The organism is Caldimonas sp. KR1-144 (genome assembly GCF_049446155.1).
Classification (GTDB): domain Bacteria; phylum Pseudomonadota; class Gammaproteobacteria; order Burkholderiales; family Burkholderiaceae_C; genus Rivibacter.
In genome coordinates, this window is sequence record NZ_JBMSEE010000003.1 from 372,785 (window position 1) to 396,076 (window position 23,292).

32 protein-coding genes are annotated in these 23,292 nt (G+C 69.1%); all 32 read right to left on the minus strand.

Translation table 11 applies throughout. The features are described 5' to 3' along the window. Window positions 1-24: 24 nt before the first annotated feature. The 32 genes from ACO2TI_RS09705 to ACO2TI_RS09860 all read right to left on the minus strand — a co-directional run bounded on the left by ACO2TI_RS09705 (window position 25) and on the right by ACO2TI_RS09860 (window position 23,281). Window positions 25-1,098 carry a branched-chain amino acid ABC transporter permease gene (locus tag ACO2TI_RS09705; protein ID WP_423283867.1) on the minus strand — a complete coding sequence of 358 codons (1,074 nt, stop codon included), beginning with the start codon at window positions 1,096-1,098 and terminating at the stop codon, window positions 25-27. Window positions 1,099-1,100: 2 nt separating this feature from the next. Then, window positions 1,101-2,189, minus strand: coding sequence for a branched-chain amino acid ABC transporter permease (locus ACO2TI_RS09710; RefSeq protein WP_423283868.1), 1,089 nt, complete (start codon window positions 2,187-2,189; stop codon window positions 1,101-1,103). Continuing rightward, window positions 2,186-2,938: an ABC transporter ATP-binding protein gene (locus ACO2TI_RS09715; protein WP_423283870.1), complete on the minus strand. Its 753-nt coding sequence runs from the start codon at window positions 2,936-2,938 to the stop codon at window positions 2,186-2,188. Before ACO2TI_RS09715 ends, ACO2TI_RS09710 begins: the two co-directional genes overlap by 4 nt. Window positions 2,939-3,683: 745 nt before the next feature. Continuing rightward, window positions 3,684-4,451, minus strand: a complete 768-nt coding sequence (locus tag ACO2TI_RS09720; protein WP_423283872.1) for an ABC transporter ATP-binding protein — start codon at window positions 4,449-4,451, stop codon at window positions 3,684-3,686. Between the two features lie 12 nt (window positions 4,452-4,463). Next, the gene (locus ACO2TI_RS09725) at window positions 4,464-5,978 is read right to left on the minus strand and encodes a fibronectin type III domain-containing protein (RefSeq protein ID WP_423283874.1); all 1,515 of its coding nucleotides are present in this window, start codon (window positions 5,976-5,978) and stop codon (window positions 4,464-4,466) included. Between the two features lie 148 nt (window positions 5,979-6,126). After that, the gene (locus ACO2TI_RS09730) at window positions 6,127-7,317 is read right to left on the minus strand and encodes a substrate-binding domain-containing protein (protein WP_423283875.1); all 1,191 of its coding nucleotides are present in this window, start codon (window positions 7,315-7,317) and stop codon (window positions 6,127-6,129) included. Between the two features lie 220 nt (window positions 7,318-7,537). Continuing rightward, window positions 7,538-8,104 carry a DUF3455 domain-containing protein gene (locus ACO2TI_RS09735; RefSeq protein ID WP_423283876.1) on the minus strand — a complete coding sequence of 189 codons (567 nt, stop codon included), beginning with the start codon at window positions 8,102-8,104 and terminating at the stop codon, window positions 7,538-7,540. 28 nt (window positions 8,105-8,132) lie between these two features. Further along, entirely contained in the window at window positions 8,133-8,351 is a 219-nt protein-coding gene (locus ACO2TI_RS09740; RefSeq protein ID WP_423283878.1) for a hypothetical protein, read from the minus strand. A 46-nt stretch (window positions 8,352-8,397) separates the two neighbouring features. Further along, window positions 8,398-9,213 carry an alpha/beta fold hydrolase gene (locus ACO2TI_RS09745; RefSeq protein WP_423283879.1) on the minus strand — a complete coding sequence of 272 codons (816 nt, stop codon included), beginning with the start codon at window positions 9,211-9,213 and terminating at the stop codon, window positions 8,398-8,400. A gap of 55 nt (window positions 9,214-9,268) precedes the next feature. Next, the gene (locus ACO2TI_RS09750) at window positions 9,269-10,222 is read right to left on the minus strand and encodes a hypothetical protein (RefSeq protein ID WP_423283881.1); all 954 of its coding nucleotides are present in this window, start codon (window positions 10,220-10,222) and stop codon (window positions 9,269-9,271) included. Between the two features lie 28 nt (window positions 10,223-10,250). Next, window positions 10,251-10,496: a DUF1127 domain-containing protein gene (locus ACO2TI_RS09755; protein ID WP_423283883.1), complete on the minus strand. Its 246-nt coding sequence runs from the start codon at window positions 10,494-10,496 to the stop codon at window positions 10,251-10,253. Between the two features lie 86 nt (window positions 10,497-10,582). After that, the gene (locus ACO2TI_RS09760) at window positions 10,583-11,518 is read right to left on the minus strand and encodes a tetratricopeptide repeat protein (RefSeq protein ID WP_423283884.1); all 936 of its coding nucleotides are present in this window, start codon (window positions 11,516-11,518) and stop codon (window positions 10,583-10,585) included. 79 nt (window positions 11,519-11,597) lie between these two features. After that, window positions 11,598-11,972 (minus strand): Mor transcription activator family protein, encoded by a 375-nt coding sequence (locus ACO2TI_RS09765; RefSeq protein WP_423283886.1) that lies wholly within the window; start codon window positions 11,970-11,972, stop codon window positions 11,598-11,600. Next, window positions 11,965-12,552 carry a gp16 family protein gene (locus tag ACO2TI_RS09770; protein WP_423283888.1) on the minus strand — a complete coding sequence of 196 codons (588 nt, stop codon included), beginning with the start codon at window positions 12,550-12,552 and terminating at the stop codon, window positions 11,965-11,967. Before ACO2TI_RS09770 ends, ACO2TI_RS09765 begins: the two co-directional genes overlap by 8 nt. After that, entirely contained in the window at window positions 12,549-12,971 is a 423-nt protein-coding gene (locus ACO2TI_RS09775) for a hypothetical protein (RefSeq protein WP_423283890.1), read from the minus strand. Before ACO2TI_RS09775 ends, ACO2TI_RS09770 begins: the two co-directional genes overlap by 4 nt. Continuing rightward, window positions 12,961-13,425 carry a hypothetical protein gene (locus ACO2TI_RS09780; protein WP_423283892.1) on the minus strand — a complete coding sequence of 155 codons (465 nt, stop codon included), beginning with the start codon at window positions 13,423-13,425 and terminating at the stop codon, window positions 12,961-12,963. The genes ACO2TI_RS09775 and ACO2TI_RS09780 overlap by 11 nt, the downstream gene beginning before the upstream one ends. Next, complete coding sequence (locus tag ACO2TI_RS09785) at window positions 13,416-13,634, minus strand: hypothetical protein (protein ID WP_423283894.1); 219 nt, start codon at window positions 13,632-13,634, stop codon at window positions 13,416-13,418. Before ACO2TI_RS09785 ends, ACO2TI_RS09780 begins: the two co-directional genes overlap by 10 nt. A gap of 5 nt (window positions 13,635-13,639) precedes the next feature. Then, window positions 13,640-14,602: a phage Gp37/Gp68 family protein gene (locus ACO2TI_RS09790; RefSeq protein WP_423283895.1), complete on the minus strand. Its 963-nt coding sequence runs from the start codon at window positions 14,600-14,602 to the stop codon at window positions 13,640-13,642. Beyond that, on the minus strand, window positions 14,595-15,158 hold the full coding sequence (locus tag ACO2TI_RS09795) for a hypothetical protein (RefSeq protein WP_423283896.1): 564 nt from the start codon (window positions 15,156-15,158) through the stop codon (window positions 14,595-14,597). Before ACO2TI_RS09795 ends, ACO2TI_RS09790 begins: the two co-directional genes overlap by 8 nt. 5 nt (window positions 15,159-15,163) lie before the next feature. Next, window positions 15,164-15,382 (minus strand): hypothetical protein, encoded by a 219-nt coding sequence (locus ACO2TI_RS09800; protein WP_423283898.1) that lies wholly within the window; start codon window positions 15,380-15,382, stop codon window positions 15,164-15,166. Next, window positions 15,382-16,095, minus strand: a complete 714-nt coding sequence (locus tag ACO2TI_RS09805) for a DUF2786 domain-containing protein (RefSeq protein WP_423283900.1) — start codon at window positions 16,093-16,095, stop codon at window positions 15,382-15,384. The genes ACO2TI_RS09800 and ACO2TI_RS09805 overlap by 1 nt, the downstream gene beginning before the upstream one ends. Then, the gene (locus ACO2TI_RS09810) at window positions 16,092-16,406 is read right to left on the minus strand and encodes a DUF4406 domain-containing protein (RefSeq protein WP_423283901.1); all 315 of its coding nucleotides are present in this window, start codon (window positions 16,404-16,406) and stop codon (window positions 16,092-16,094) included. The genes ACO2TI_RS09805 and ACO2TI_RS09810 overlap by 4 nt, the downstream gene beginning before the upstream one ends. Beyond that, window positions 16,407-17,066 (minus strand): hypothetical protein, encoded by a 660-nt coding sequence (locus ACO2TI_RS09815; RefSeq protein ID WP_423283903.1) that lies wholly within the window; start codon window positions 17,064-17,066, stop codon window positions 16,407-16,409. After that, window positions 17,063-17,380 carry a hypothetical protein gene (locus ACO2TI_RS09820; protein ID WP_423283905.1) on the minus strand — a complete coding sequence of 106 codons (318 nt, stop codon included), beginning with the start codon at window positions 17,378-17,380 and terminating at the stop codon, window positions 17,063-17,065. The genes ACO2TI_RS09815 and ACO2TI_RS09820 overlap by 4 nt, the downstream gene beginning before the upstream one ends. A gap of 249 nt (window positions 17,381-17,629) precedes the next feature. Next, window positions 17,630-18,148 carry a hypothetical protein gene (locus ACO2TI_RS09825; protein ID WP_423283907.1) on the minus strand — a complete coding sequence of 173 codons (519 nt, stop codon included), beginning with the start codon at window positions 18,146-18,148 and terminating at the stop codon, window positions 17,630-17,632. A gap of 2 nt (window positions 18,149-18,150) precedes the next feature. Further along, window positions 18,151-18,459, minus strand: coding sequence for a hypothetical protein (locus ACO2TI_RS09830; RefSeq protein ID WP_423283909.1), 309 nt, complete (start codon window positions 18,457-18,459; stop codon window positions 18,151-18,153). A 3-nt stretch (window positions 18,460-18,462) separates the two neighbouring features. Then, window positions 18,463-18,780, minus strand: coding sequence for an HTH domain-containing protein (locus ACO2TI_RS09835; protein ID WP_423283911.1), 318 nt, complete (start codon window positions 18,778-18,780; stop codon window positions 18,463-18,465). After that, a complete protein-coding gene (locus ACO2TI_RS09840) occupies window positions 18,777-19,010 on the minus strand; it encodes a hypothetical protein (protein WP_423283913.1) in 234 nt (77 codons plus the stop codon). Before ACO2TI_RS09840 ends, ACO2TI_RS09835 begins: the two co-directional genes overlap by 4 nt. Further along, entirely contained in the window at window positions 19,007-19,252 is a 246-nt protein-coding gene (locus ACO2TI_RS09845; protein ID WP_423283914.1) for a hypothetical protein, read from the minus strand. The genes ACO2TI_RS09840 and ACO2TI_RS09845 overlap by 4 nt, the downstream gene beginning before the upstream one ends. Then, entirely contained in the window at window positions 19,249-20,457 is a 1,209-nt protein-coding gene (locus ACO2TI_RS09850) for an AAA family ATPase (protein WP_423283916.1), read from the minus strand. The genes ACO2TI_RS09845 and ACO2TI_RS09850 overlap by 4 nt, the downstream gene beginning before the upstream one ends. Window positions 20,458-20,469: 12 nt before the next feature. Continuing rightward, window positions 20,470-22,254 carry an integrase gene (locus ACO2TI_RS09855; RefSeq protein WP_423283918.1) on the minus strand — a complete coding sequence of 595 codons (1,785 nt, stop codon included), beginning with the start codon at window positions 22,252-22,254 and terminating at the stop codon, window positions 20,470-20,472. 16 nt (window positions 22,255-22,270) lie between these two features. Then, window positions 22,271-23,281, minus strand: a complete 1,011-nt coding sequence (locus tag ACO2TI_RS09860) for a hypothetical protein (RefSeq protein WP_423283919.1) — start codon at window positions 23,279-23,281, stop codon at window positions 22,271-22,273. Window positions 23,282-23,292 lie beyond the last annotated feature (11 nt).

Below are 23,292 nucleotides of genomic sequence, written 5' to 3' on the forward strand. Positions count from 1 at the left end.
CAAGGCCACCGGCGGCCGCGTGGGTCATCGCCGGGCCGCGCGCAGCCGCCCGACGATGCCGCTCGGAAAGTGATAGACGCACAGCACGAAGCCGATGCCCAGCCACAGCAGCCAGCGATCGGGCGAGACGAGTTCGGTCGCCAGCGCCGGCATCGACGGCAGCGCCGCGAGTGCGTCGTGCGCGAGCTTGAGCAGTTCCTGCAGATAGCCTTGCGCGAGCAGGAAGATCGCCGCGCCCACCACCGCGCCGTAGAGCGTGCCCATGCCGCCGATCACGACGATCAAGAGCACGTCGAGCATGATCTCGAACGACAGCGTCGTGTCCGGACCGGTGTAGCGCAGCCACAGCGCGAGCATCGCGCCGGCCAGCGTCGCGAAGCCGGCCGCCAGCACGTTGCTCAACGTGCGGTAGGCCACGGTGCGAAAGCCGATCGCCTCCGCGCGAAAGTCGTTCTCGCGGATCGCCTGCAGCACGCGCCCGAACGGCGAGTTGACGATGCGCAGCAGCGCGAGGAACAGCGCCACGCTGAGCCCGAACAGCAGGTAGTAGCAGATCAGCTTGCCGTCGACGGTGACGCCGAGGAAGGGCTGCTCGAAGGGCTCGAACGAGGGGCTGAGCCACTCGGGGTTGCGGAAGGTCAGTCCGTCCTCGCCGCCGGTGAGTTCCGACAGCTGCGAGGCCAGCGTCTGGAACGCGGCCGCGACCGCGAGCGTGATCATCGCGTAGAAGATCGCGCGCACGCGCAGCGAGAACAGGCCGATCACCAGCGCGAGCACGAGGCTCAAGGCCAGCGCGACCAGCGTGCCGATCGTCACCGCGCCCAGGCCCTCGCCCAGCCGCGTGCTGGCGATCGCGACGCCGTAGGCGCCGATGCCGAAGAACATCGTGTGCGCGAAGCTGACGATGCCGGTGTAGCCCAGCAGCAGGTCGTAACTCGCGACCAGCACGATGAACACGCAGACCTTGGCCGCGACGTTGAGCGCGCGGCTGCCCTCGAACAGGAAGGGCGCGCCGGCCAGGCCGAGCAGCACGACGACGAGGCCGAGCGCGAGCCAGCGGCTCCTGGGCAGGTCGTGCGAGAGAAGGCGGTTCAGCATGCTCACCTTCCCGTGACCGGATACAGCCCCTGCGGGCGCCACAGCAGCACCGCGACCATCAGGCCGATGTTGGAGAACAGCGCGACCTTTGGCGCCAGAAAGCCGGTGTAGTTGGCGACCAGGCCCACCAGCAGCGCGCCGACGAAGGCACCGAAGGTCGAGCCGAGGCCGCCGATGATGATGACGATGAAGATCAGCACGTTGACCTGCGCGCCGATCTGCGGCGTGATGGTCTGCTGGTACAGCCCCCACATCACGCCGCCCAGGCCGGCCAGCGCGCTGCCTGCGACGAACACGCCGACGAACAGCGTGCGGATGCGGTAGCCGAGCGACTCGACCATCTCGCGGTCCTGCACGCCGGCGCGGATCAACAGGCCCAGCTTGGTGCGGTTGAGCGCCCACAACAGCGCGAGCAGCACGACGAGGCCGATCGCGACCGCGAACACACGGTACTTCTCGATCGCCGCGTCGCCGATCAGAAAGGCGCCGCGCAATGCCTGCGGCAGCGGCAGCGCGATCTGCTGCGGCCCCCAGACGACCTTGATCAGCTCCTCGCCGACGATCATGCCGCCCATCGTGATGAGGATCTGCTTGAGGTGCTGGCCGTAGACCGGCCGCACGATCACGCGCTCGAACGCGAGGCCGAGCATCCCGGCCGCGAGCATCGCCGCGGCGAGCGCGGCGCCGATGGCGAGCAGGTTGGCGCCGATCGACTCGCTGCCCGCGAACGCGCCCATGCCGCCGAACACGCTGGTCGCGACAAAGGCGCCGAGCGCGATGAACACGCCGTGGCCGAAGTTCAGCACGTCCATCAGGCCGAACACCAGCGTGAGGCCCGAGGCGATGACGAACAGCATCATCCCCATCGCGAGGCCGGCGACGGTGAGCGTGAGCCAGGTCGAGCCGCTGCCGATGAAGGGCGCAGCGACGAGGGCAATGGCGGCGAGCAGCGCGAGAGGCTGCCACCCCTCACCCCAGCCCTCTCCCCGCAAGCGGGGCGAGGGAGTTGGATGGGCTCCCTCTCCCGTCGTGACGGGAGAGGGCTGGGGTGAGGGTCCGGTACGGCCTTGCGTGCCCACAGACGTGCTCATTGATGCGCCCCCAACGACAGCCCCAGCAGCCGCTGCTGCAGCGCCTCGTCCTCGGCCAGCTCGGCCATCGCGCCCGCGTGCACCACGCGGCCATCGTCCATCACCGCGACGCGGTCGCCCAGGGCCTTGGCCATCATGAAGTTCTGCTCCACCAGCAGGATGGTCGTGCGCTGGCGCTTGAGTTCGTTGAACGCATCGACGAGGTTGCGGATGATCGAAGGCGCCAGCCCCTTGCTCGGCTCGTCGATCAGCAGCAGGCGGCGCGGCTCGACGATCGCGCGCGCAACCGCCAGCATCTGCTTCTGTCCGCCGCTGAGCTTGCCGGCCGGATGGCGCCAGAACTTCTTCAGCGCCGGAAAGAGGCCGAAGATCCACTCGAGCCTTTGCGTGTCGATCTCGCTGGCGCGTCTGGCATGGCGAGCGGCCAGCACCAGGTTCTCCTGCACCGTGAGGTCGCTGAAGATGCCCATGCTCTCGGGCACGTAGGCGATGCCGCGCTGTGCGATCTCGGGCGTCGTGCGTTGTGCCTGCGGCCCGCCGATGGGTTCGCCCGCAAAGGCGATGCGGCCGGCCGAGGCCTGCCACAGGCCCATGATCGTGCGCAGTGTCGTGGTCTTGCCGGCGCCGTTGCGGCCGAGGAGCATCGTGACTTCGCCCTCGGGGACGGTGAGGTCGATGCCGTGGAGGATGTGGTAGGGGCCGATGTGGGTTTGGACATCGGTGAGGTGGAGCAATGGCTTGGTGGTCATTGCTCTGATCCGTGATGCCGGCCTGCAGGCGGCTGAGCGACTGCTTGAGGCTGAAGCTGCCCCTGCGGGGCAGAGCCGGGATGTGCGCCCGGCGGCGCACCTACTTTCTTTTGCTTCGCCAAAAGAAAGTAGGCAAAGAAAAGGCGACCCCCGCTCGGGCGCCCGGCTGCGCCGGGTGCCCTGCGGTGCTCGCGAAGCGGGCGCGCCGCATAACTCGCTACGTTCGCTACGCTCACTGCGCTCGAACAAAGCGGCGAGTTTGATGTTGAAGCGCGCTGGCGCGCGCCGCCCGCTTCGCTGTGCTCCTCGGCGCCTTCGAGGGGGACCCCAACGTCAACGGCAATACACCCCGCGCGCAGAGTCGGCTGTTGGTGTTGGGTTTGGTGTTGGTGTTGGTACTTGCCTTTGGGGCCCCCTAGGAGGCGCCGAGGAGCACAGTGCAAGGGGCGGCGCGCGTGAGCGCGCTTCCACTTCAAACTCGCCGCGACTGTTCGAGCGTGCGAACGCAGTGAGCACAGCGAGTTAAGCGGCGCGCCCCTGGAGCGAGCACCGCAGGGCACCCGCGGCAACGCCGCGGGCGCCGGATCGGGGGTCGCCTTTTCTTTGCCTACTTTCTTTTGGCGAAGCAAAAGAAAGTAGGTGCGCCGCCGGGCGCACATCCCGGCCCTGCCCCGCAGGGGCAGCTCAGTGCCGCAGGCGCGCAGCTGCCCGCAGGGCAGCATCACAGCGGTGGCGGAGAAACAGCTCACGCCACCTCCTCCACCACAACCCCAAGGTAAGCCTGCTGCACAACCGGAGAAGCAATCACCACCGCCGGATCGCCATCCGCTACCAACTGCCCCTGGTGCAGCACCACGATCCGATCCGCCAGCTCCCTCACCACATCCATCTTGTGCTCGACCAACAAGATCGTCCGGTCGCGCCGCGCCTTCAAAGCGCGGATCAGGTCCAGCACCACCGGCACCTCGTCGACGCTCATGCCCGCCGTCGGCTCGTCGAACAGGTAGACCTTGGGGTCGAGCGCCATCAGCACGGCCACCTCGAGCTTGCGCTGGTCGCCGTGCGGCAGGCTGGCCGCTTGCTCGTCGCGCCGGGCCGAAAGGCGCACCTGCTCGAGCAGCGCGTTCGCCTCGTCGAGCCAGGCACGGCGGTCCAGCCACACGCGCAGCAGATCGAAGCCGCCGCCTTCGCGCCCGGTCGCGCGCGCCTGCACCGCGAGCCGCACGTTCTCCAGCACGCTGAGGTTGGGAAACAGCTGCGTGAGCTGGAACGCGCGGCCCAGGCCCTTGCGCGTGCGCAGTGGCGCCGGCAGCGACGAAAGGTTCTCGCCGTCGAGCCAGACCTCGCCGGCGCTGGCGCGCAGCTGGCCGGAGATCAGGTTGAAGTAGGTTGTCTTGCCGGCACCGTTGGGGCCGACGATGGCCGTCAGCGTGCCGGGCTCGAAAGTGCACGACACCGCGTCGACGGCCACGTGGCCGCCGAAGCGGATCGTCAGGTTGCGGGTCTCGAGCATCGGTGAAGGTGGTCAGGGGCAGGTGCCGATCACGTAGTAGTTCGGCCCCGTCTGCTTCAGCGTCGTGGTGACGAAGGTGTTCCACAGGCCCATGTTCTGGTTCGAGCCGTTCGCATAGGCGTAGCCGCCTTGCTGGTAGGCGCGGCCCGCGGTGGTGTGCGCGTAGTTGCTCGCGGTGAAGCAGGTGGCGGCGACACCGGCGGTGGTGCCGGTGGCCGGCGACGACATCGCGCCCTCGGCGCCGTTCGCATCGACGGCGGCGACGGTCCAGCTGTAGGTCGTCGCGCTCGCGAGACCGGTGTCGGTGTAGCTGGTCGCGCCGACGAGCGACGCGTTGACCTTGCTGCCGCCTCGATAGACGTTGTAGCCGCTCGCACCGGACACCGCGCTCCACGCGATCACCATGCTGCTCGCCGTCGCGCCCGAGGTGCCGACGCCGGTCGGCGCCGGCAGCGGCGTGCCACCACCACCACCGCCACCACCGCCGCTGCCCGTGCCCGAGGCGATGCGGTCGACCATGGCCTTGATCGCCGCCATCTGCGTGCCGGCCTTCTGCGCGAAGTTGCTGCCGTACCAGCCGATCCAGTCCCAGCAGCCGTTGGGGTTGGCGAGCGAGCCGCTGGCCGCCGTCGAACGGCTGGTGTTGTCGACCTTGGCCTGCGGGAACAGCACGATGATCCCGTTGGTGTCGGCCCAGCGCGTGTAGCCGGTGTTCTTGACGAACTTGTCGCCGATCGTGCCCGTGCCCTGCTGGCAGCCGTGCAGCGCGACGTGCAGCTTGCACTGCGTGCCGCTCGCGCAGCTGGCCGGCACGTAGAGCCAGGCGGTCGAGGCCATGCCGGGGTTGCCGTTGCTGTAGGCCGACTGGTCGAACTCGATGTAGTTGGCCGCGGCCGGCGCGTCGTTGCGCGCATTGAGCGTGCCGTAGAACTTGGTCAGCGCGGCCTTGGCGCCGTCGTAGCCGCAGTTGCTGATGTAGGGCGAGGCGCTGGAGCTGCAGGCGTTGTTGCCGGTCGCGTCGAAGTCGGTCGGGAACACGTGCGCGGTGCCGCTGCGCTGCACCCACTCCATGTTGGCCGCGCTGACGCCGTTGTTCGTGTACTGCGTCTTCACCGCGTTCATCGGGTTGGGCCCGACGGTGTAGTCGCTGCTGCCGACGAACAGGTAGACCTTCTGGTTCGCGACGTTGGCCTTGTTGTCGATGGCCGTTGCGCTCCAGTTGTTGATGTCGGCCTGCATCGTGTTCAGCATGCTGGCGCTGATGCTGGCGTTGTACATGCACGCGGTGTAGTTGCTGTGGCCCGCGCACATGTAGGGCCCGCCGGCGAACACGCCGACGCCCATGAAGGTCGACGAGTAGGCATAGCCGAGCTGGTTGGCCATGAAGCCGCCCGACGACAGGCCCGAGACGCTGATCTTGCTGGTGTCGACGTTGTATTGCGGCAGCGGCACGGCGGCGAAGGCGGCGGCCGAGGCCATCAGGGTGGCAGCCAGCGCCGCGGCGTGGCGAAGCATCCGAACTCGCATCGCTTGTCTCCTCGTGGTGTTGTCATGCTCCCTCTCCCGCTTGCGGGAGAGGGTTGGGGTGAGGGCCAGGCCGGACCGGGCCCCTCACCCCTGCCCTCTCCCCGCCTGCGGGGAGAGGGAGAAAAGTCGCAGAGCGCGCGCGCTGAACTCAGCGCTTGTTGCGGATCGGCACCGCCATCTCTTCCGGCTTGATCTCGCGCACCAGCTCGGGCACGCCCCAGTCGAAGGCCGGGTCCGCCTTGATGCGGAAGTGGTACATCGACTGCATCGCCTGGTGGTCTTCCTTGCGGAAGGTCATCTTGCCCTTGGGCGTCTCGAAGCTCATGCCTTCCATCGTCGCGATGAGCTTGTTGGTCGCCGTGTCGCCGGCGGTCTTCTTGAGCGCCTCGACCACCGCGATCGCCGCGCTCATGCCGCCGGCGGTGAAGAAATCAGGCGGTGTCTTGAACTGCTTGTAGTGGTTGGCGACCAGCCACTCGTTGGCAGCGTTCTTGGGAATGCCGAAGTAGTAGTACGTCGCGCCTTCCATGCCCGGGAACTGCTTGTAGTTCACCATCGCCGGCAGGATGTTGCCGCCGGTGGCGATCTCGATGCCGTAGCGCTTGGGGTTGAGGTCGGCGATCTTGAACGGGTTGCCCGCGCCGGCCCAGATGATGAAGATGATCTTGCGGCCCGGCTTGTCCTTGAGCGCGTCGAACAGGCGCTGCGCACCGGCGGTGAAGTCGGTGGTGCTGGTCGGCAGGTACTCCTCGTGGACGATCTTCGCCTTCTTGAGCGAGTCCTTGAAGGCCTTCACGCCGTCGCGCCCGAAGGCGTAGTCCTGCGCCAGCGTGGCGATCGTGACGCCCCCCCTGTCGAGCGCGACCGCATTGCCGATCGCGTCCTGGCTGGAGTTGCGGCCGGTGCGGAAGATGTACTTGTTCCACTTGTCGCCGGTGATCGAGTCGGCGACCGCGGGCTCCACCAGCAGGATCTTCTTGTACTCCTCGGCCACCGGCAGCAAGGCGAGCGCGACGCCCGAGCTGCTGGGCCCGACCGCGAGCGCGGCCTTGTCGTCGGCATAGGCCGCCGTGAGCTGGGCCTTGCCGACGTCGGGCTTGCCCTGGTCGTCCTTCTCGATCACCACCAGCTTCTTGCCGGCCACGCTCATCGTGCCGGCGGTGGCGTACTCGAGGCCGAGCATGAAGCCAGTCTGCGTCTGCTTGCCGTAGGCCTCGAGCGGGCCGGTCTTGCTGTAGACGTGGGCGATGCGGATCTCGTTGCCCGACTGCGCGAACGCGGCCGCGCCGAGCGCGGCCAGGACCAGGGTCGCCAGCGCGCGGCGGTGGAGCATCTTCATGGGGCTTGTCTCCTCTTTGGTGCCGCACGGTGGTGCACGGCCCGTGCCCGCACGAGGGCGGCCTAGGGCAAGTCCCAGGGTGAGCCCGGATCTCCCATCCAACGCCGCGCGGCCGCGGTGCGGGATGGGCCCGCGCCGCGGCTGCGCTGTCTGCGATTCCGACAGATCCGGCGCGACATGTGTCTGTCTTGCAGACAGCCGACGCCCGCGCTGGCCCGGCTCAGAACACCACCGGGCTGCCGCCGGCGCCGCGGAACAGGCGGTAGTCGGCCGTGTAGGGCACACGCGCGATGCGCCCGACGCTGGCGGCATCGCAGCCCCCGGCCGGCGCGACGCCGCCTTGGGTGTTGATGCGCTGGATGCTGCTCACGCCGGTGAAGCTGCCGGTGCGCCCGCTCGCCTGGGCCGACAGCAGCAGCCACGGGATCGCGCCGTCGCGCGGCGCGTCGGCGCGCGCCTTGACGACCGCGTCGAGCCGGCTGCCGTCCAGCGCCTGCCAGTGCGGGCCGGCGCCGTGCTCGCCGATGCGGTGGCCGCGCGCGTCGAACAGCTGCGCGTCGGGCGCAACGAACTGCCAGGCCGGTGCGGCGCCCGGCGCGGCGCTGCGGCATTCGTAGACCTGCACGCCGCGCGCGGCGACGCTCAAGGCCAGCGATTCGCCGCGCGCCGGCGCGATCGCCTCGGGCACGGACGGTGGCAGCGGCGCAACGGCGCAGGCGGCCAGCCCGAGCGCGGGCCACAGCAGCGCCGCGGCGCGACGCAGGGATTGGAGAGCGAGCGTGTTCATCGTGGATTCCTTTCGTCTTCTTCAGCGTTCAGAAGGTCGGCGGCAGCGCCTCGGGCGCCGCGTGCGGGTCGACTTGCGGTGACGGATACGCGGCTTCGGGCGTGCGCGGGCTCGCGGGCTGCGCGGCAATCGCCTGGGCGTTCTCGGGGCGCTCGAGGCCGAGCGGCGACAGCAGCAGGACCCACCAGACGGCGAGCGCGCCGCTCAGCAGCGTTTCCAGCCAGCCGTGTTTCGTCAGCGGTTTCATCGTGGACTCCTTTCGTCCTTGGTTCCGATCGATCGATCAAAGAGCGTCAAAGCGCGCCCGCGGCCGCGAGCGACGCGCTGCGTTCGCCGGTTGCGCGCACCGGCTGGCCGGCGGCCAACAGCTCGAGCAGGTGGCGGTTGAAGGCCGGCGCGTGCGTGACCGGGCCCATGTGGCCCATGCCGTCGAGCCGCTTGCAGCGCGCACCCGGCAGTGCCGCGTGGATCAGCGACGCGATGCGCCGCGCGGCCGGCACGGTGCGCGCGCCGAACAGCAGCCGCAGCGGCATCGACAGCCGCGCCAGGTCGGCGGCCGAGAACGGGTCGCCGAACAGCGCATCGAAGTGCTGCAGCACGACCGGCATGCGCGCCGCGAAGACCTCTTGCCGCTCGGGCGCGAGCGCGGCCCAGGTGCCTTCGCCGGACCACAGGTCGATGAAGCGCCGCGCGGCGTCGTCGGGCCGGCCTTGCGCCACGCTCGCGCGCATCGCCTCGGCGACGCCGACCACGCGCTGCAGCAGCGGCTGCGAATCGGGGTCGGCGCGCAGCAGGCTGAACATCACCGGCTCGTAGACCACCAGGCTGCGCACCAGCGACGGCCGACGGCTGGCCAGCTTGAGCGCGACGGCGCCGCCGTAGGAGTGACCGACCAGGTGGGCGCCGCCCAGGCCTTCGAGCAGGCGCTCGATCGGCGCCGCCTCGTCGGCCAGGCGCATCGGCGCGACGCCCTGCCAGGCCTCGCGGCGGCCGTGGCCGAACAGGTCGATCGCGTGCACCTCGCGGCCGCTGGCGCGCAACAGTTCGCCCAGCGCCTGCCACTGGCGCGCCGACGACGCGCTGGCATGCAGCATCACGACCGCGTTCATCGGGCATCCTCCGTGCTTCGCACTTCGGAATTCGCCTTGGGAGCGGCCCGGCGGCTCATTGCACGACCTCTTCGGCGATCGGCGCCAGCGCCTGCTCGATGCGCCGGCGCTGCGCGGGCGTCGTCAGCTCGCCGAGCACCTGCGCGAAGCGCGGCTCGCGCGAGCCGGTGACGATGTACTGCCAGCGGTAGGCGGCGAGCAGGCGATCGCGCAGCGTTGCTTCCTGCTCGGTGCCGAAGCGCCGGCCCGCGTTGGCGATGAAGTAGTCGGCATCGGCCGCGGCCTGCGCCTGCGCGGTCTGGTCGACCGCCCCGACCAGCTCGATCAGCTCGTCGACGCCGCGGTCGCGCTCGGCCTCCGACAGCCGCGCGTGCTCGCGGCGCCATTCCATCTCGTCGAGGATGGCGTGCTGCGACTCTTCCTTCCAATGGAACAGGAACACGTCCTTCCACAGCGGGCAGATCGCGGTCTCGGGGCCGATGCTGGCGCGGTAGTGCGCAAGCGAGAACAGCTCGATGTCCAGCGTCAGCGCCAGCACCGCCCAGGTGGACTTGGCGAGCACCGCCTGCGCGACCTCGTTGGGCCGCGGCACGAAGCGGTAGCCATCGGGCATCTGCTCGGCCGCCATCGCGTCGAGCTGCTGGAACAGTGCCTGGTGCTTGATTTCCTCGTCCGTCAGCCGCACCAGGGCTTCGAGCGCGACCTGGTCGCCCAGTCGGTGCGGCTCGGTCAGCTCGAGCACCTTGGCGCCGATGAAGCGCTCGACCAGCGCGAACATGTTGGCGTACGTGCGGCCCTGGATCTGCGACAGGAAGCGCGCCTCGTCGGGCGTGAGGAAGCCGAGGCGGTCGATCATCGAAAGCGCGTCGGGCAGGAACTTGCAGCCGGTGTCGAAACGGCGGCCGCGGATCACGTCGCGCTCGATCTCCCAGCGCACGCGCTTGGAGGCCTCGATGCACTTGGCGTAGCGCGCGGTGGCCAGGGTTTCGGGTCGGGTGGCGGTCAGCATGGTGGAAGTTCTCCGGTGAGGCGCCGCGTCAGCGGCAGGCCACCGCGCGGCGGCGCGGCAGCGAAGGCGTCGTCACGACGCGGGTCCAGTCGCCGCGGCCGGCGGTGGCACCGGCGACGGAGTCGATGTCGCTGCGGTCGAGCCCGAGGTCGCGCAGCAGGTGCTCGTTCAGCTCGGCGAGCGCGCGGGCCGTGGCCAGGCGCTCGCGGCGGCGGCGCCAGTGCGCCAGGCCGGCGCGGGCCAGCGAGGCAAGGAGAAGCAGGGCAATGGGCATGGGGTCCGTCCTTTCGTTGACGGACGGACTTTCGGCGGGGGGGCGTTGCACGGGCGTTCCACGCCCGCGGCCGGGAGGCTGGAGGGTCAGGCCCGCGCCGTGCGGCGGCGCTCGGCCTTGTGCAGCAGCGCGCGCAGCGGTTCGTGCGCGACCGGCGCCTCGTCGGCGATGCGCCGCAGCAGCTCGGCGAGGTCGATGGCCAGCGGCACGCGGTCGACCGGTAGCGCCAGGCGCTGACGCTCGGCGTCGATGCTCTCGGCCAGCAGGCCGCCCATCGACGGCTGGCGCGCCGCGAAGCCGAGCACCCGCGCCGCCGCGGTGCGGTCGTCGTCGGCGCACAGCAGTTCGGCGAACGCCACCACCGCGATGCACTGCAGCGAGGGCACGCCGATCGCCGCTGCGCCCGCCGTGCCCTCGGCCAGCAGGCGCCGCGCGCCGTCGAGGTCGCCCTCGCGCTGCGCGATGCGCCCCAGCTGCAGCGTGGCCCACAGCCGCGCCGCGCGGTTGCCCTTGGCCTGGGCGATCTCGCCGGCGCGCGTCGCATGGTCGCGCGCGGCCGGCAGGTTGCCGACGTGCAGCTCGACCTCGCTGAGGTTGGACAGCACGAAGGGCAGCGTGCCGGACAAGCCGTCGCGCTCGCACATCGCCAGCGCCTCGTGCAGGTGCGGCAGGCCCGAGCGGTAGTCCTCGCGCGCCATGTGCAGCGCGCCGAGGTTGTTGAGGCACAGCGCGAGGCCCGCGTGGTCGTCGAGTCGGCGGTACAGCGCCAGCGCCTCGAGCGCGAAGCGCAGCGCCTCGTCGAAGCGGCCAAGGTACTTCTCGACCAGCGACAGGTGGTCGAGCGTCGCGGCGCGGTTGCGCTCGTCGCCGCCCGGCGCGGTCAGCGCGAGCGACTGCTTGAAATGCCGGCGCGCCTCGCCGAAACGGCCCTGGCGCAGCGCGCAGGTGCCGAGCACGCCGTGCGCGCGCTGGTGAACGGGAACGTGAAAAACCTCGGTGATCCGGCGCGATAAACGAGACATAGCGGGATCACGGGGGATGGGGTGGGACGGGCGCCGAGTAATTCCGTTACGGGAGGCGGAACGGCGGGCGCGGTGCCGATCAGCTGCTCGTCGGGGGCTCGAAAAGGCCAGTCTGGCGTGCGTCCGTGATCTTGGCACGAACGCGGGCGATCAGCTTGCGCACGCCGCGCTCGGACATCTTGTAGTTCATCGCCAGCTCGGGGAAGGTCGAGCCCTTGGCCCAGTCATCGTAGATGGCGAGTTCGACCTTGGCCAGGCGCCAGAAGAAGTCCTTCGGGAACGTGATGTTCTGGCCGCCCCAGTGGTCGGCCAGGCGGTCGGCGACCGCATTCGAGGCGACGGAGGCGAGCTCCTCGGGGATGTCGTGGTCGCGCAGGACGCGCAGGGCGACGTCGACCAGGTCCGTGAGCAGCTCGTTGCGACGCTGCGCCATGCTGGTGTGCTCGTTAGCCACGGTCGGCCTCCATCTGCAGCCGGGCCAGCATCTGCCCGGCGACTCCCTTGGTGAGCCGCGGCGAGCCGAACCAGGCCGCTGCCAGCTCTTCAATGTCGGACGTCGACAACCGGCCGCGATTGAACGCGACCAGCGCCAGCGTCCGAAGCTTCTTCGCGTCGCGATCCCGCCAGCGCTTCAGCTTCTCGATGGTCTGCTGCCGCTGGGCGGGCGAAAGCCACTGGAGGGCCTCGACGCGCGTCTCGCGCTTGATCCAACTGGCCAGGGCCGCCTCGCTTGAATCCGTGACGTATTCAAGCTCATGGAGCTCGAGCCACAGGCCGCGGATCATCTTCGACTGGTCGTCATCGGCCATCGGACGCGACGACTTGCCGCGCTTGGCCTTCCAGCCGCAGCGGCGCATGTGCTCGAGCAGGCGCTTGCGCCCGGTGAAGTCCAGCTCGGCGCTGGACTTGACGCGGCACACGCTCCACAGGATCGAACGGTAGAAGTCGTCATCCCAGCCGAGATCCTTCTTGGCCAGGTGGATCTTGGCCAGGTCGGCGCGGCGCGCGCCTTCTTGGTCGACGACGGTGCTCATTGCTGGGGTCCTTCGTCTGCGTCGACGTCGACGCATGGGCGCCTCTTCGGTCCGAAGAGGCGCTCGCGCTCCTTGCGAATGAACGCGAGGTTGTTGGCGATCTGCTCTTGGGTGTACGAACGTGCAATAACCTTCGGCTGGGCGCGGTCGGGCACGTACTCGAGCAGCTGCGCCGGCGCGGGCCAGCGATCAGCAGCGAACGAGAGGCGCCGAAAGGCCTCGGCGAGCCGCGTCGGCGTGGACGGCTCATCCCAGCGGCGCGCGTTCCACAGCAGCTCCACCCACACGTTGCCCGTCAGCACGACCGTCTCGGCCGCAGGCGTGCCGGCGAGCCCCAGCACGTACAGACGCTGGATGCCATTGACGATCGCGTCGTTGAACCAGGCTGGGATCTCGGCGGGAGCAGCGTCAGCGACCACGCTTCATTCCCTCCAGCGCCACCAGCGCCTGGCCCGTCTTGCTGCGCGGCGCGGGCGCCGCACTGCTTCGGCTTTGGTGCAGATCTGCACCAGCCGAGGCCTCCAGGCGGGCTGTGGCGCTCTCCAAAACCCTCCGGAGGTAGTTGTGTCCCCCGAGAGGCTTCCAGCCGCTCTGAGCGCGTTTCTCGGCCATCGCGGCCACTGTCTCATCGAGGGCGACCTGCAGGTGGCCTTGGTCGACGGTGAGGTCGAGCACCTCGCGCGCCAGGCGCAGCGCTCTATCCCAACCGAGCTGCGTCTTCGTCGCGCGAAAGAAGCCGAGGTAACTGGCCAGCGGCCGCGCGATCGCGCTGTCGAGGCCGGCCAGCAGCGCGAGGAGTTCGCGGCCGGCTTCGTCCTGGAGCGCCGCCTCGAGCGGGAAGCGGACATGGCAGCAAGGACACGTCAGCTGCATTGCTGTGCTCCTCGCGCTGCGGCCTTCTTGGCCAGGTGGGCCGCCTTCCACTCCTGGTAGCAGGCCTTGCAGCAGTAGAAGAGGCCAGCCAAGCCGGTCGGATCGCTGTAGAAGAACTCACCATCGGCAGGCCACCACTCGTTGCACCGGGTGCAGTACTTCTCGGCGCCGAGATCGGTCGTCCGCAACTTCTTTGACTCTCGCGTCATGATGGTCAAAGTGGGAATCCGCCGTGCTCAACGCCATCGAGCAAGCGGCCGGCGCCCTTCTTGCCGATGCGCCATGAGTGGGTGCCTTCATCCCATTGCCAGCCGCGATTGCAGCTGCCAACGAACGCCATCTGGTTGCCCACCTCGCGTGCCTGCGAGCCGGGTAGCCACTCGCCCCACTGCTTGAAGTGAAACGGCACGCCGGCGGCGGCGCACTGGTCGCGCAGCGAGCGGAACCAGTCGGGGTGCGCTGGCCTCGCCTTTGGGCCGCTTTCGCCGCCGGCGATGACCCAGGACAGGCCGTTGAGGCGCGAACAGATGCACTCCACCAAGGTTCCGCCATTCTCGGAATCAACTACCACGCGATGACCGGTGGAGTGGTGCGTGTAGCAATCGCCGTTCGGGCAGCGCAGCGTGCATGACTTCTGGAGGTCGATCGGCCCCAGCATCGGCTCGATCGACAAAAAGCGCACCGACGCTGGCAGCGCGAGCAACTTCGGGACGTCGCGGTCGGCTTCTCCCTGGTTCACGACGGTCGCGCCGAGCCAGACGTTGTCATAGCCGCCGCCCCAGTCGCTCGGGAGCAGGCTCCTCGCGTTGCCGATGCGTTTGGTGAGCAGCAGCCAATCGAGATTGGGCGTCGTGCGGATCAGCTCGAACAGGTCTTCGCGCCAGGCCGCCGGCACCTGGTTGTCGAACACGTCGGCCAGGCTGGCGCAGAAGACGCGCCGGCGCCGCCCGTTCACGGCGAGGAACTGGGCGTGCTGTCGGTCCCAGCGCTCCGGGTGCTTCCACGTCTCAGCTGCGGTGCGGCGCCGCGCCTCGTGTGGGCCCCAGACTAAGCCGAGCGTGCGCGCCGGTGTACTGCGCGCCGCGTAGCAATCGTCACAGGCCGGCGAGATGCGTGTGCAACCGATCCAGGGATTGAAGGTGCTGTCGCACCAACTGATGCCGGTCATGTCACCCACGTTGAGCCTGCGCCTGATCGGTGAGCGCGCTCGCGGCGCGCTCGAGCAGCTCGGCCGCCTTCCGAAACGACGCCGGCGCTTCGCCCTTGAGCGCGGCCACGGTGAACGCGCTGCGCAGGCTCGTCGCGAAGTCCGAGCACTGCGTGGCCAGCGCGTTTGTTTCGCTCTGCACGACCTGCTCAGCCAGCGTGGCAAGGTCGGCAGGACCGCCGATGCACCCGTCTCCGCCGCACGTCTCGCAGGGCACCCGCGCGAAGTGACGCGAACCAGGCTGCAGCGTTGCCACCTCGCCGCTGCCGTCGCACACAGGGCAGTCGCCGCCCTCCGCAGCGACTTCGCTCAGCGCGCTGCGCAGCTTCTCGATGTGCGCGAAGTGCTCAGCCTGGTAGCGCTTCGTGCACTTGAAGCGAACCCAGCCCTCGAGCAGGTCGCAGGCATCCTTCAGCGCAGCGTCTTTGCGCTCGATCGCGTTGACGGCCGAGAGCAGCGTCGCGCGCGCGTCGACGTCGGACGAGCTCGCGGCGACGCGCCGCATGTCGGTGGGTGATTGGTGCATCGGCATCAGCCTTCCGTGGATGCAAAAAGGCGCCAGCCCTGGTAGGGGGCGGCCGCCGGGCCCGGGAGCGGTTCCGCTCGCAGGAACGATTCGCCGAACAGCTGCAGGCCGAGCTGTTCGGCTGCGCTTTGCGCGCTCGTGCGGCACGCGGCGCAGTGGCCTTGGTAGACGCCCGTCACGTAGGAGCCGCCTTTGGCGTGGACGATGACGTCGAAGGTCTGCATCAGGCGCCTCCGTTGGCCGAGGCGATCAGCGGCCGCTGCTCGGCACCGACGCCGTGGTGCAGCTTTGCCTGCCTGCCCGCCTCCATGCCTTGCCAGGCGTCGTCATGGCGGACGTTGCGCCCGACCTCGCGGCGCTTGGCATCTACCTCGACCAGATCGGGATGCGCGCGCTTCATGTACATCTCGAGCAGCTCGGTGCGTTGCTCGTTGCCCGCAAACCGTTTGACGAGATCTCGCACCCCGTGCACCCAACCATTCGCAAACTGGTCACCGCGTGCCGTCTTGGTGATGGGCTTGCAGTTCTTGGGCTGCTTCGCGATGTGCGACAGACGAGCCTTGGCACATTGCCGGCTGAGCACGTCGAAGGAGTACTTCGCAACCTCGGCGGCCGCGCCGACGCCGACGAAGATGCGGATCGCGGCCACGCTCGAGCGTGTGCGGCCCACAAGAACGCGGCGAGTCGTGAATGTCTGGCAACCGAAGGCTTCGGCCACCAAGTGGGCGAGCGTGATCTCCCAGGAGACCGGCGTCTGCATCACCGCGCGGCTTTCAGCTTCGCCCACATGCGCCAGGTCGACGTCGACCGCGTCCAGGCCGTGCTCGACCATGAGCTTCTGCGCTTGCCGCATCGCGGCGGCCGCCTCATGCTCGTTCGAGCTGCGCCCAAGTGCAAGGCACTTCCGGATCTTGGCAAGAGCCTGGTCTCGGTTCACAAGTACTCCTTCACCAGCTGCTCGACGAACAAGACGTCCATGCCGAGGCGGTGTGCAATGTGCAGCTCGAGGTTGGCGCCGGTGCTGCGCTGCCAACCGGGCAGCAGCGCGATGGCATCGCAGCCGACCAGCTCGCGGATGTCGTCGCGCATGCACTCTTGCCAGGACTTCTCGGTGGCGAGGCCGTTGATCTCCGCGGGGTTGACCACCTCATGGCCGATCGCGCGCAGCACCGACGCGAAGTGGTTGAACGACGGAAAGTTGAGCTCGGGCAGTCCCGTCATCGGCCCGGCGAGGTAGATCTTCGGCATTCAGCTCACCGCCTGCAGCGTCTTCGACACCAGGTCGAGGTAAGAAACGAGCGACCGAGCCTGAATGCGGTCCAGCCGCATGCGCTGCTCGCCAGCCTCGATCAGTAGCTCGCCTGTGTTGAGCAGCCCGCATGTCAGCTGGGGGCTCGGCACTGGGTCGATGCGGGCGAGTGCTCGCCGTCCACGACCGTGGCCTGTGATCACCTTGGGATCATCGGGCGTGCTGGGCCCAGGTGCCGCTTGCGGCGGCACGCGGCCCTCAGCGCTTTCTTGGCCGGTCTTCGCCAGCCATGTCTTGAAGTCGCTCGGAGGTTGATCGCCGCCACATCGCTGCGCCAGGTCGTAAAGCCGGGGATGGCTGGGCCCGCTGGTGTGGCTGGACGCGACGGCGATCGTCTTGTCCGCCAGCATGCGCGTGACCAGGTTCCTTGCAGCCTTCAGGCTGATCTCGAGCGCCGCTCCCAGTTGCTGCGCGGACATCGCGCCGCGCCGCTCGAAGAGCTCAAGGGCCTTGGGCCACCTCGAGTCGCTGCGAACCTTGCGTGTAGGCGAGCTATCCACGGGCGGGCCACCGAGCGCGAAGACGCTGTTCGGCGCATTGGTCTCGACCCGCTGGGCGGCCGGCGCGCTGACGGTTCGATGTACGAAGTCGGAGTTCACGATAGGTGCTCCCGAGTCAGGAATGGCAGGTGCTGCATGCACCCGCGCCAGTGGAGGATTGCGTGGAGGCCGCCATCGCGGCCTTGGTAGCTGTGGCCTCGGTTCTCGATCGCGCCTGCGATGCGGACGTAGCAGTTGCCGAACTTGTCGCCGTGCCACCACGACCAGCCGCAGTAGCCGGTATCCGACGACACGCGATAGGGGCCGACGTGCACCGGAGCTGTCGACCGCGGAAACCACGGCGTGAGCGCATCGCCTGACGGCAGTGCGTTCTCGAACGTGGTCCAGTCAAATGGCAAATCCAAGCCCGTCATCGCTTCGCTCTCTTGAAGAAGGTCCGGTGTTCTCGGACACCGGAAACCGGGTGACGCCACGCATGCCTCCCGAGGGAGGTGGAGACCGCGTCGTGCGTCGACACGAGACGGCTGCGCCCGTCACCTGCGGCGGTTTTCTGTAATGGCAACTGCGGCACGCCGTAGCTGCTTCGAACGGGACCACTCGCCGCTTACGTCCCACCGGCCTTTCGCTCCCCCCGGGCCGGCTGCGGGGGTAGGACGGGCCTGCTAGCCGTCCTCTTCGATCTGCGCCTTCACCAGCGCCTTGACCAGCTTGTCGATCTCGCCGTCGGCCGGCCGGATCACGACCTGGTCGCCGGTGCCTTTGACGTTGACGCCCACCTTCTTGAGCTGCTCGGCCGACAGCTGCGCCAGCGCATCCTTCGCAGGCGCCTCCTTCGTCGCGATCAGCACGTCGGCCTGGTCGGGCAGGTGCTTGCGGATCAGCGCCACCGTGCGATCGGGGTCCACGATCTCGAGGCCGCCCTTACCCTTCTCGAACCCGACCTTGATGCCGTGCAGTGCCACCGTGCGAGGCTTCTTGAACAGCTGCGGATTCGCCTCAACCAGGTCGCGCAACGACTCCCAGGCCTGCGTCGCCTCGGTGATCGCGACCCGCATCTCGGGCAGCGAGTCGGTCTTCAAGGCCTCGAGCCCGCGGGTCAGGGCCTCGACCAGCGTGCGCAGGCGCGCGCGACGCTCACTCAGCACGCGCGCGGCGTCGCCGATCTCGTCCAGGGTGGTCATCGTCAAGCTCCTTCGGGATGGCCAGGGTCTGCCGTGGGCGTCTCGCCCAGGCTCTTGCGCACGCTCTCGATGGCGGCGTCGCGCGCCTGGAGGTACTCGGCCCAGATGCGTTCGTAGGCCTTGCTCCGCGTCGGCGCGCGGTGCAGCTGGTTCCACAGCCGGTAGACCGTCAGCTGCTGCTGCGGCGGCACCAGGCGCCAGTGCGGACCGCACATCAGCATCTGCTGCGGGATCTGCTGCTCGCACACCGCGCACGCGTGCGTGTGGCTCTTCGTGAGGGCGGTCTTGCGCCCTGGCTCGTGCATGAACATGGTTCAGGCCTTGTTGAGGCGCAGCTGGCCGAGCAGCTCGGGCAGCGCGACCTTCTTCATGCGTGACAGCAGCCTCAGGCTGTGCAGCGCTCGGTGTTCCAGGAACTCGCAGCTCTCTTCCAGCTCGTCCGGCGTCACTGGAACGAAATAGCCCGTGGCGGGCTTGCCGCAGATGGCAATGCCTTCGTCGCGCAGCGCGCTGATGCGCTTGCGCACCTGGCGCGGCGACAGTCCGGCCTTGACGGCCAGGTCGCGCGCGGCGATGCCGCGGTTGCGTCCCTGGTGCTCGCTGAGCAGGTTGAGGAGCTGGTTTGCGTTCATTCGCTGGCCTTCGTGCTGACGGCGCTGGGCTCGCTCATGGCGGCCTGGATCTCGCCGGTGTGTGCGTCGCGCTGGACGCGCGCCAGACCGTCGGCGGTGAGCGCCTCGAGGTGTTGGCGGACTTCGCTCTCGGACACAGCGAAGCGGCGCGCAAGCTCCACGACGCTCTCCCAGTGCGCGCCGACCTGGTCGAGCCGGATCAGCAGCAGCGCGGTGGTCCCGAAGCTCATGGCCGCCCTCCGCTGATGCACATCGCGCTCTTGAACGCATCGGCACGGCCCTGCTCGTAGGCCGCGGCAACACGGTCGAGCAGCTCGTCCCGCAGCGCCTGCTCGCCGGGGTCGTAGACCGGCAGATCGGTCGGCTCGGCGCCGTCCGGCGGCATCAGGACGCCGGCCAGCGCGGCCGCGATCGCGCCGACGATGGCGGCAATGCGAACCACCATGCTGGGCTGCGTGCGGTTCGCGCTCACGACGCCCTCGCAGCGGCGGCGACCAGGTCAGCCGTGACGCGCGGCGCGCCGATGCGCACCGCCGCGTTCATGGCCGCGGTCAGCAGGTTGTGGACCGCGAGCGGGTAGCACAGCGACGCCATGCGGGTGGCGCGCTGGCCGTTGCCTCGCTCGGTGATCGTCGTGCGCAGCTGCGCACGGATCTCGTCCACGGCGGCGGGGTCGAGCACGGCGTCGAGGCTCACGTCGGCACGGCCGAGCTTGTGGCGCAGGTAGCCCTCGAGGTGGCTGTCGAGGGGCGGCAGCGTGACGATCTCCATGCGCTGCACGACCTCTCGAACCTCGGGGTTCTGCTCGCTGAGCTTGCGCTCGAGTTCGGTCTGGCCGATGAGGATCACCGAGATCAGGCGACGGAAGCCGTCCTGCAGCTCGTAGAAGCGCTTGAGGTGCTTGATCGTCGGCACGGCCAGGTCGTGGGCCTCCTCGATCACGAGCACGTGCTTGCGACCGACCTGCGCGCTGGCGCTGAGGACGGCGTGCATTTGGTCGTAGCGGTCCTGCTGGCTCGCCCGCAGCGTGGTGCCGGGCGCCACCTTGCGGATGACGGCGCCGGTGATGTCGATGCTGGTGAGCGTCTTGCCGCGCTCGCCGCGGCCCTCCATGCCGAGAACGAACGGCTGGATGACCGTGATCGGCTCGTTGTTCGAGTTGATCCAGTCGACCAGGTCGTGCCGCAGCGTGCTCTTGCCGCCGCCGCTCTCGCTGATCACGGCGAGCAGGCCACCGTGGCGCGCGGTCTGGCGCATCGCGGCGCGGACGTGCCGGATGTCGTCGGTGACGAAGACATCGGCGTCGGACTGGACCGCGCTCTCGTCGAAAGGATCGCGGGCGATGCGGAAATGCTGACGGGCTTCGCGGGTCAGCGTCTGCTTGCGCAGGAGCATGATGTCAATCTCCGGTTGGTTGACGGCTTCCGCCGCCGGGCTGGACTGGTCGACCTGCCCCTGCAGATCGACGTCGTGATCGAAGTAGCTGACGAGCTGCTCGACCGGCATGCCAAGGTGCCGCCCGATCAGCCGACGCAGCTCGTCTTCGGGCGGCGTCTTCGGCCACACGCCGAAATTCAGGAGGCGGCTCATCGAGCCGCTGTTGAGGCCTGTGGCGCGCGCCAGGCCGTTGGCGCTGACGCTGCGTTCGTTCAGGAGGCGCTTGAGCTTGAGTGCCATCGCAGCGCCCTCCTACACGGCGCGCAGGCCGCCGACGGCCTGCAGCGGCGCCGGCGCCTCGGCACCGGCCTTGAACTGCGCGATCAGCGCCTCGAGCTGGTCCTCCGGGACCCCATCCGCATAGCGGGCAGCGAGGAACGCATGCTCGTCCGCGGTGAGGTGGCGGCCGACGGCGTCAACGATGCGCAGCATCGCGGCGGTCGCGTCCAGGCGCGGCATCTCGAAGCGCGCGTGCGCCGGCGTCTCGATCTCGCTGCCGTTGCGCGGCAGGTAGGTCGGCATCGCCACGTCCTTGAGGTAGCTGTGGGCCTTGAGCTCGCCGCCGAACGGCGTGACCTTGCGCTCGCGCGCGGCCTTGAGCTCGTCGTCGCCGAGGCCGGGATAGGCCTTGTCGTCCATCGCATCGGCTGCATGCTCGATGGCGGTCTTCGGCATGGCCTTGAACTCGCTGCCGATCTCGGCCGCGGAGAGGCGCTGCCCGAAGCGATCGAAGTCGCGCTCCGGCTCCACGCGGTAGATGAGCGGCTCGCCGTCGTAGCGGGGGACCTCGATCTGGATCGCGCACTCGCCGTAGACGAGCGAGCGCACCGAGATCTTGTCGCCGACGTTGACGCCGGCCAGGCCGCGCACGCTGTAGGTCGCCGAGCCTTCGGCCTGCGGGTGCCGGTAGGTGATAGTGAGGTTCGGGCGCACGGTGCGCTCTTCCTCGCGCGCGGCCATGAGCGCGCGGCACACGTCGACCGGCGGCAGGCGGCGCAGCTGCTCGGCGGTGATCAGCTGCCACAGGTCGTAGCGCGCCACGGGCTGCGCCAGGCCGTCACGGCGCAGCCGCGAATCCTGGCCGGGGATCAGGTTCGCGTTGTACGCGTTGGCCCATGCGAACGCGGCGGCATTGAGCTGCTCGACGTTGTCGACCGGCTCGAAGCGCAAGCGGCTTTCGAACTGCGTCTCGACGATGTTGTTGCCGACCTCGACGCCGCCCTTCACGCGCGGTTTGCCCGGCGCGTGGTCCAGCGGATTGACCTCGAGGTGCAGCAGGAGGTTGTCGAGCGCGCTGCCGCGGGCGCTGCCCTTGTCGACCAGCAGGTTCTTCGGCACGCCGTGGAACGGCCGGCCTGGCTGTTCGCCCCAGGCGAACATCAGGAAGTCGAACAGGTTCTGCTGGCTCTCGCCGGCGGCCTCGACGTACCAGGGCACGATCGAACCGCTCGCGCGGTCATAGGCGACGTATCGCCACACCTTGAACTTGACGCGGGCCATCGCGTCGAGCTTGTTCTTGTAGAACTCGCTGTCGCGGATGATGTACTGGCGATCGCGCAGGTAGTACACGAGGCACAGAGACGGATCGACCTCGTGCGTGTGGTTCGGATGCGGTGCACGCAGGTCCTGCACCGGGTTGGCCTTGCGCTGCGCGGCGACACCGAGCTTGCGCTCGCGCATGAGACGGTTGAGCTGCTGGTTCGAGACGCCGAAGCTCACGCCGTTGGCCTCGAAGACACCGCGGCCTGTTGTGGTGAACAGGGTCTGCTTGCCGTTGTCGCGCACCGCCTCGCGCTGCGCCGCGGCGAGTGACACCAGTGCGTCGGCGTCGACCGACGTGCTGCCCTTGTCCTTGCGCGTGCGCCGGCCCGAGCTCCACCCCGCCGAGTCGCGCAGCTGGCGGTACACCGTCTGCACCGACCAGCCGAGGAACGCCGCGGACTCGCGGACGAGGGCCGTGGCCTGGCCGCGTGGCGCGGCGTCTAGGCGCGCAGCCAGGACCTTCAGGTGATCGCGGATGGCTGGGGTGAGGCTCATGTCGGCGTCGAGCACGTCAACCCCGCTTGGCGCCGCGGCGCTTGCCGGCGGCCGAGTCGGCGGTGGCCTCGGCCTCCACTTCGTCGCCTGCGGGTGCCTGCATGAGGTACTGGCGCGCCGCCTGCAGGTCGCCGCTGAAGCGTTCGTTCAGGGTGTGCTGCAGCGTGCCGACCCAGCTGGCCAGCTGCGTGACGGCGTTGTCCAGGTGCACCAGGACAGCGAGCACCGCCGGCGGCATCGGACCATCCTCGCCCGAGTCTTCGAGCCACCAGGTCTCCAGCGCCTTGACGGCCTCGATGTCGGCCATCACGCACTTTTCCATGAGGGAGTGCCGTTCGGTGATGTCCTTCTGGAACGGCGCCAGGCGCTCGTCGAGCGGCATGACCTCGGGCACCTTGCCGCGCAGCTTCTTCTCGGCGGCGTCGCGTTTCGCTTCGGCCTTGGCCCGCTTCTCGGCCTCGAAGTCGCGGTCGGCGCGCACCTGCCGCACCTCGGCGCGCAGTTCCTTCACCGACATGGTCGCGACGTCGTCAAGGGCCAGCTCGCCGGTTTGCCCGGTCAGCGCCAGCTCTTCGATCTGCTCGTCGTCCAGCACGAGCAGCTCGAACAGCTTGCTCTGGGTGCCGGCGGCCTTCAAAAGCGGCGCCGTCGACGCATTTGCGAACTTGAGCGCGGCCTGCATGAACCGCTGGGTCACGCGAGGCTCGATCCCCAGCACCTCCAGCCGCGCAAGGAACTGGCCGTGCTGGCAGGCCGCCTTCAGCGCGGTCAGGCCGCGGCCCACCTCAAGGCAGGCCTCGACGCTGCGCCGCATGTTCGCGGCGATGTCGCGCTGGATCAGGTCGGGGTCGGTGCTGTCGGCCGGAAGCTGGTAGCCGATGCGCAAGGCCACGGCGCGCACATGCGCTTCGGCCTGGCTGTCGATCGCCACCAGCTGCTTGACGTCGGCGTCGAGCTTCTGGAGGGCGACCTCGTTGAACTTCACGTCGACCGGTGCTTCGGCCTTCGGGTTGGGCGTGCGAGCCATTCGGAGGGAGC

What these genes read in the sequence shown, in the direction of transcription:
- ACO2TI_RS09720 (WP_423283872.1), bottom strand. Translation starts at nt 4,451, where the DNA reads ATGCTCGAGACCCGCAACCTGACGATCCGCTTCGGCGGCCACGTGGCC.
- ACO2TI_RS09705 (WP_423283867.1), bottom strand. Translation starts at nt 1,098, where the DNA reads ATGCTGAACCGCCTTCTCTCGCACGACCTGCCCAGGAGCCGCTGGCTC.
- ACO2TI_RS09825 (WP_423283907.1), bottom strand. Translation starts at nt 18,148, where the DNA reads ATGACCACCCTGGACGAGATCGGCGACGCCGCGCGCGTGCTGAGTGAG.
- ACO2TI_RS09770 (WP_423283888.1), bottom strand. Translation starts at nt 12,552, where the DNA reads ATGAGCACCGTCGTCGACCAAGAAGGCGCGCGCCGCGCCGACCTGGCC.
- ACO2TI_RS09730 (WP_423283875.1), bottom strand. Translation starts at nt 7,317, where the DNA reads ATGAAGATGCTCCACCGCCGCGCGCTGGCGACCCTGGTCCTGGCCGCG.
- ACO2TI_RS09725 (WP_423283874.1), bottom strand. Translation starts at nt 5,978, where the DNA reads ATGCGAGTTCGGATGCTTCGCCACGCCGCGGCGCTGGCTGCCACCCTG.
- ACO2TI_RS09830 (WP_423283909.1), bottom strand. Translation starts at nt 18,459, where the DNA reads ATGTTCATGCACGAGCCAGGGCGCAAGACCGCCCTCACGAAGAGCCAC.
- ACO2TI_RS09755 (WP_423283883.1), bottom strand. Translation starts at nt 10,496, where the DNA reads ATGCCCATTGCCCTGCTTCTCCTTGCCTCGCTGGCCCGCGCCGGCCTG.
- ACO2TI_RS09750 (WP_423283881.1), bottom strand. Translation starts at nt 10,222, where the DNA reads ATGCTGACCGCCACCCGACCCGAAACCCTGGCCACCGCGCGCTACGCC.
- ACO2TI_RS09860 (WP_423283919.1), bottom strand. Translation starts at nt 23,281, where the DNA reads ATGGCTCGCACGCCCAACCCGAAGGCCGAAGCACCGGTCGACGTGAAG.
- ACO2TI_RS09785 (WP_423283894.1), bottom strand. Translation starts at nt 13,634, where the DNA reads ATGACGCGAGAGTCAAAGAAGTTGCGGACGACCGATCTCGGCGCCGAG.
- ACO2TI_RS09715 (WP_423283870.1), bottom strand. Translation starts at nt 2,938, where the DNA reads ATGACCACCAAGCCATTGCTCCACCTCACCGATGTCCAAACCCACATC.
- ACO2TI_RS09835 (WP_423283911.1), bottom strand. Translation starts at nt 18,780, where the DNA reads ATGAACGCAAACCAGCTCCTCAACCTGCTCAGCGAGCACCAGGGACGC.
- ACO2TI_RS09780 (WP_423283892.1), bottom strand. Translation starts at nt 13,425, where the DNA reads ATGCAGCTGACGTGTCCTTGCTGCCATGTCCGCTTCCCGCTCGAGGCG.
- ACO2TI_RS09850 (WP_423283916.1), bottom strand. Translation starts at nt 20,457, where the DNA reads ATGGCACTCAAGCTCAAGCGCCTCCTGAACGAACGCAGCGTCAGCGCC.
- ACO2TI_RS09840 (WP_423283913.1), bottom strand. Translation starts at nt 19,010, where the DNA reads ATGAGCTTCGGGACCACCGCGCTGCTGCTGATCCGGCTCGACCAGGTC.
- ACO2TI_RS09820 (WP_423283905.1), bottom strand. Translation starts at nt 17,380, where the DNA reads ATGACGGGCTTGGATTTGCCATTTGACTGGACCACGTTCGAGAACGCA.
- ACO2TI_RS09710 (WP_423283868.1), bottom strand. Translation starts at nt 2,189, where the DNA reads ATGAGCACGTCTGTGGGCACGCAAGGCCGTACCGGACCCTCACCCCAG.
- ACO2TI_RS09760 (WP_423283884.1), bottom strand. Translation starts at nt 11,518, where the DNA reads ATGTCTCGTTTATCGCGCCGGATCACCGAGGTTTTTCACGTTCCCGTT.
- ACO2TI_RS09740 (WP_423283878.1), bottom strand. Translation starts at nt 8,351, where the DNA reads ATGAAACCGCTGACGAAACACGGCTGGCTGGAAACGCTGCTGAGCGGC.
- ACO2TI_RS09735 (WP_423283876.1), bottom strand. Translation starts at nt 8,104, where the DNA reads ATGAACACGCTCGCTCTCCAATCCCTGCGTCGCGCCGCGGCGCTGCTG.
- ACO2TI_RS09810 (WP_423283901.1), bottom strand. Translation starts at nt 16,406, where the DNA reads ATGCCGAAGATCTACCTCGCCGGGCCGATGACGGGACTGCCCGAGCTC.
- ACO2TI_RS09745 (WP_423283879.1), bottom strand. Translation starts at nt 9,213, where the DNA reads ATGAACGCGGTCGTGATGCTGCATGCCAGCGCGTCGTCGGCGCGCCAG.
- ACO2TI_RS09795 (WP_423283896.1), bottom strand. Translation starts at nt 15,158, where the DNA reads ATGCACCAATCACCCACCGACATGCGGCGCGTCGCCGCGAGCTCGTCC.
- ACO2TI_RS09855 (WP_423283918.1), bottom strand. Translation starts at nt 22,254, where the DNA reads ATGAGCCTCACCCCAGCCATCCGCGATCACCTGAAGGTCCTGGCTGCG.
- ACO2TI_RS09800 (WP_423283898.1), bottom strand. Translation starts at nt 15,382, where the DNA reads ATGCAGACCTTCGACGTCATCGTCCACGCCAAAGGCGGCTCCTACGTG.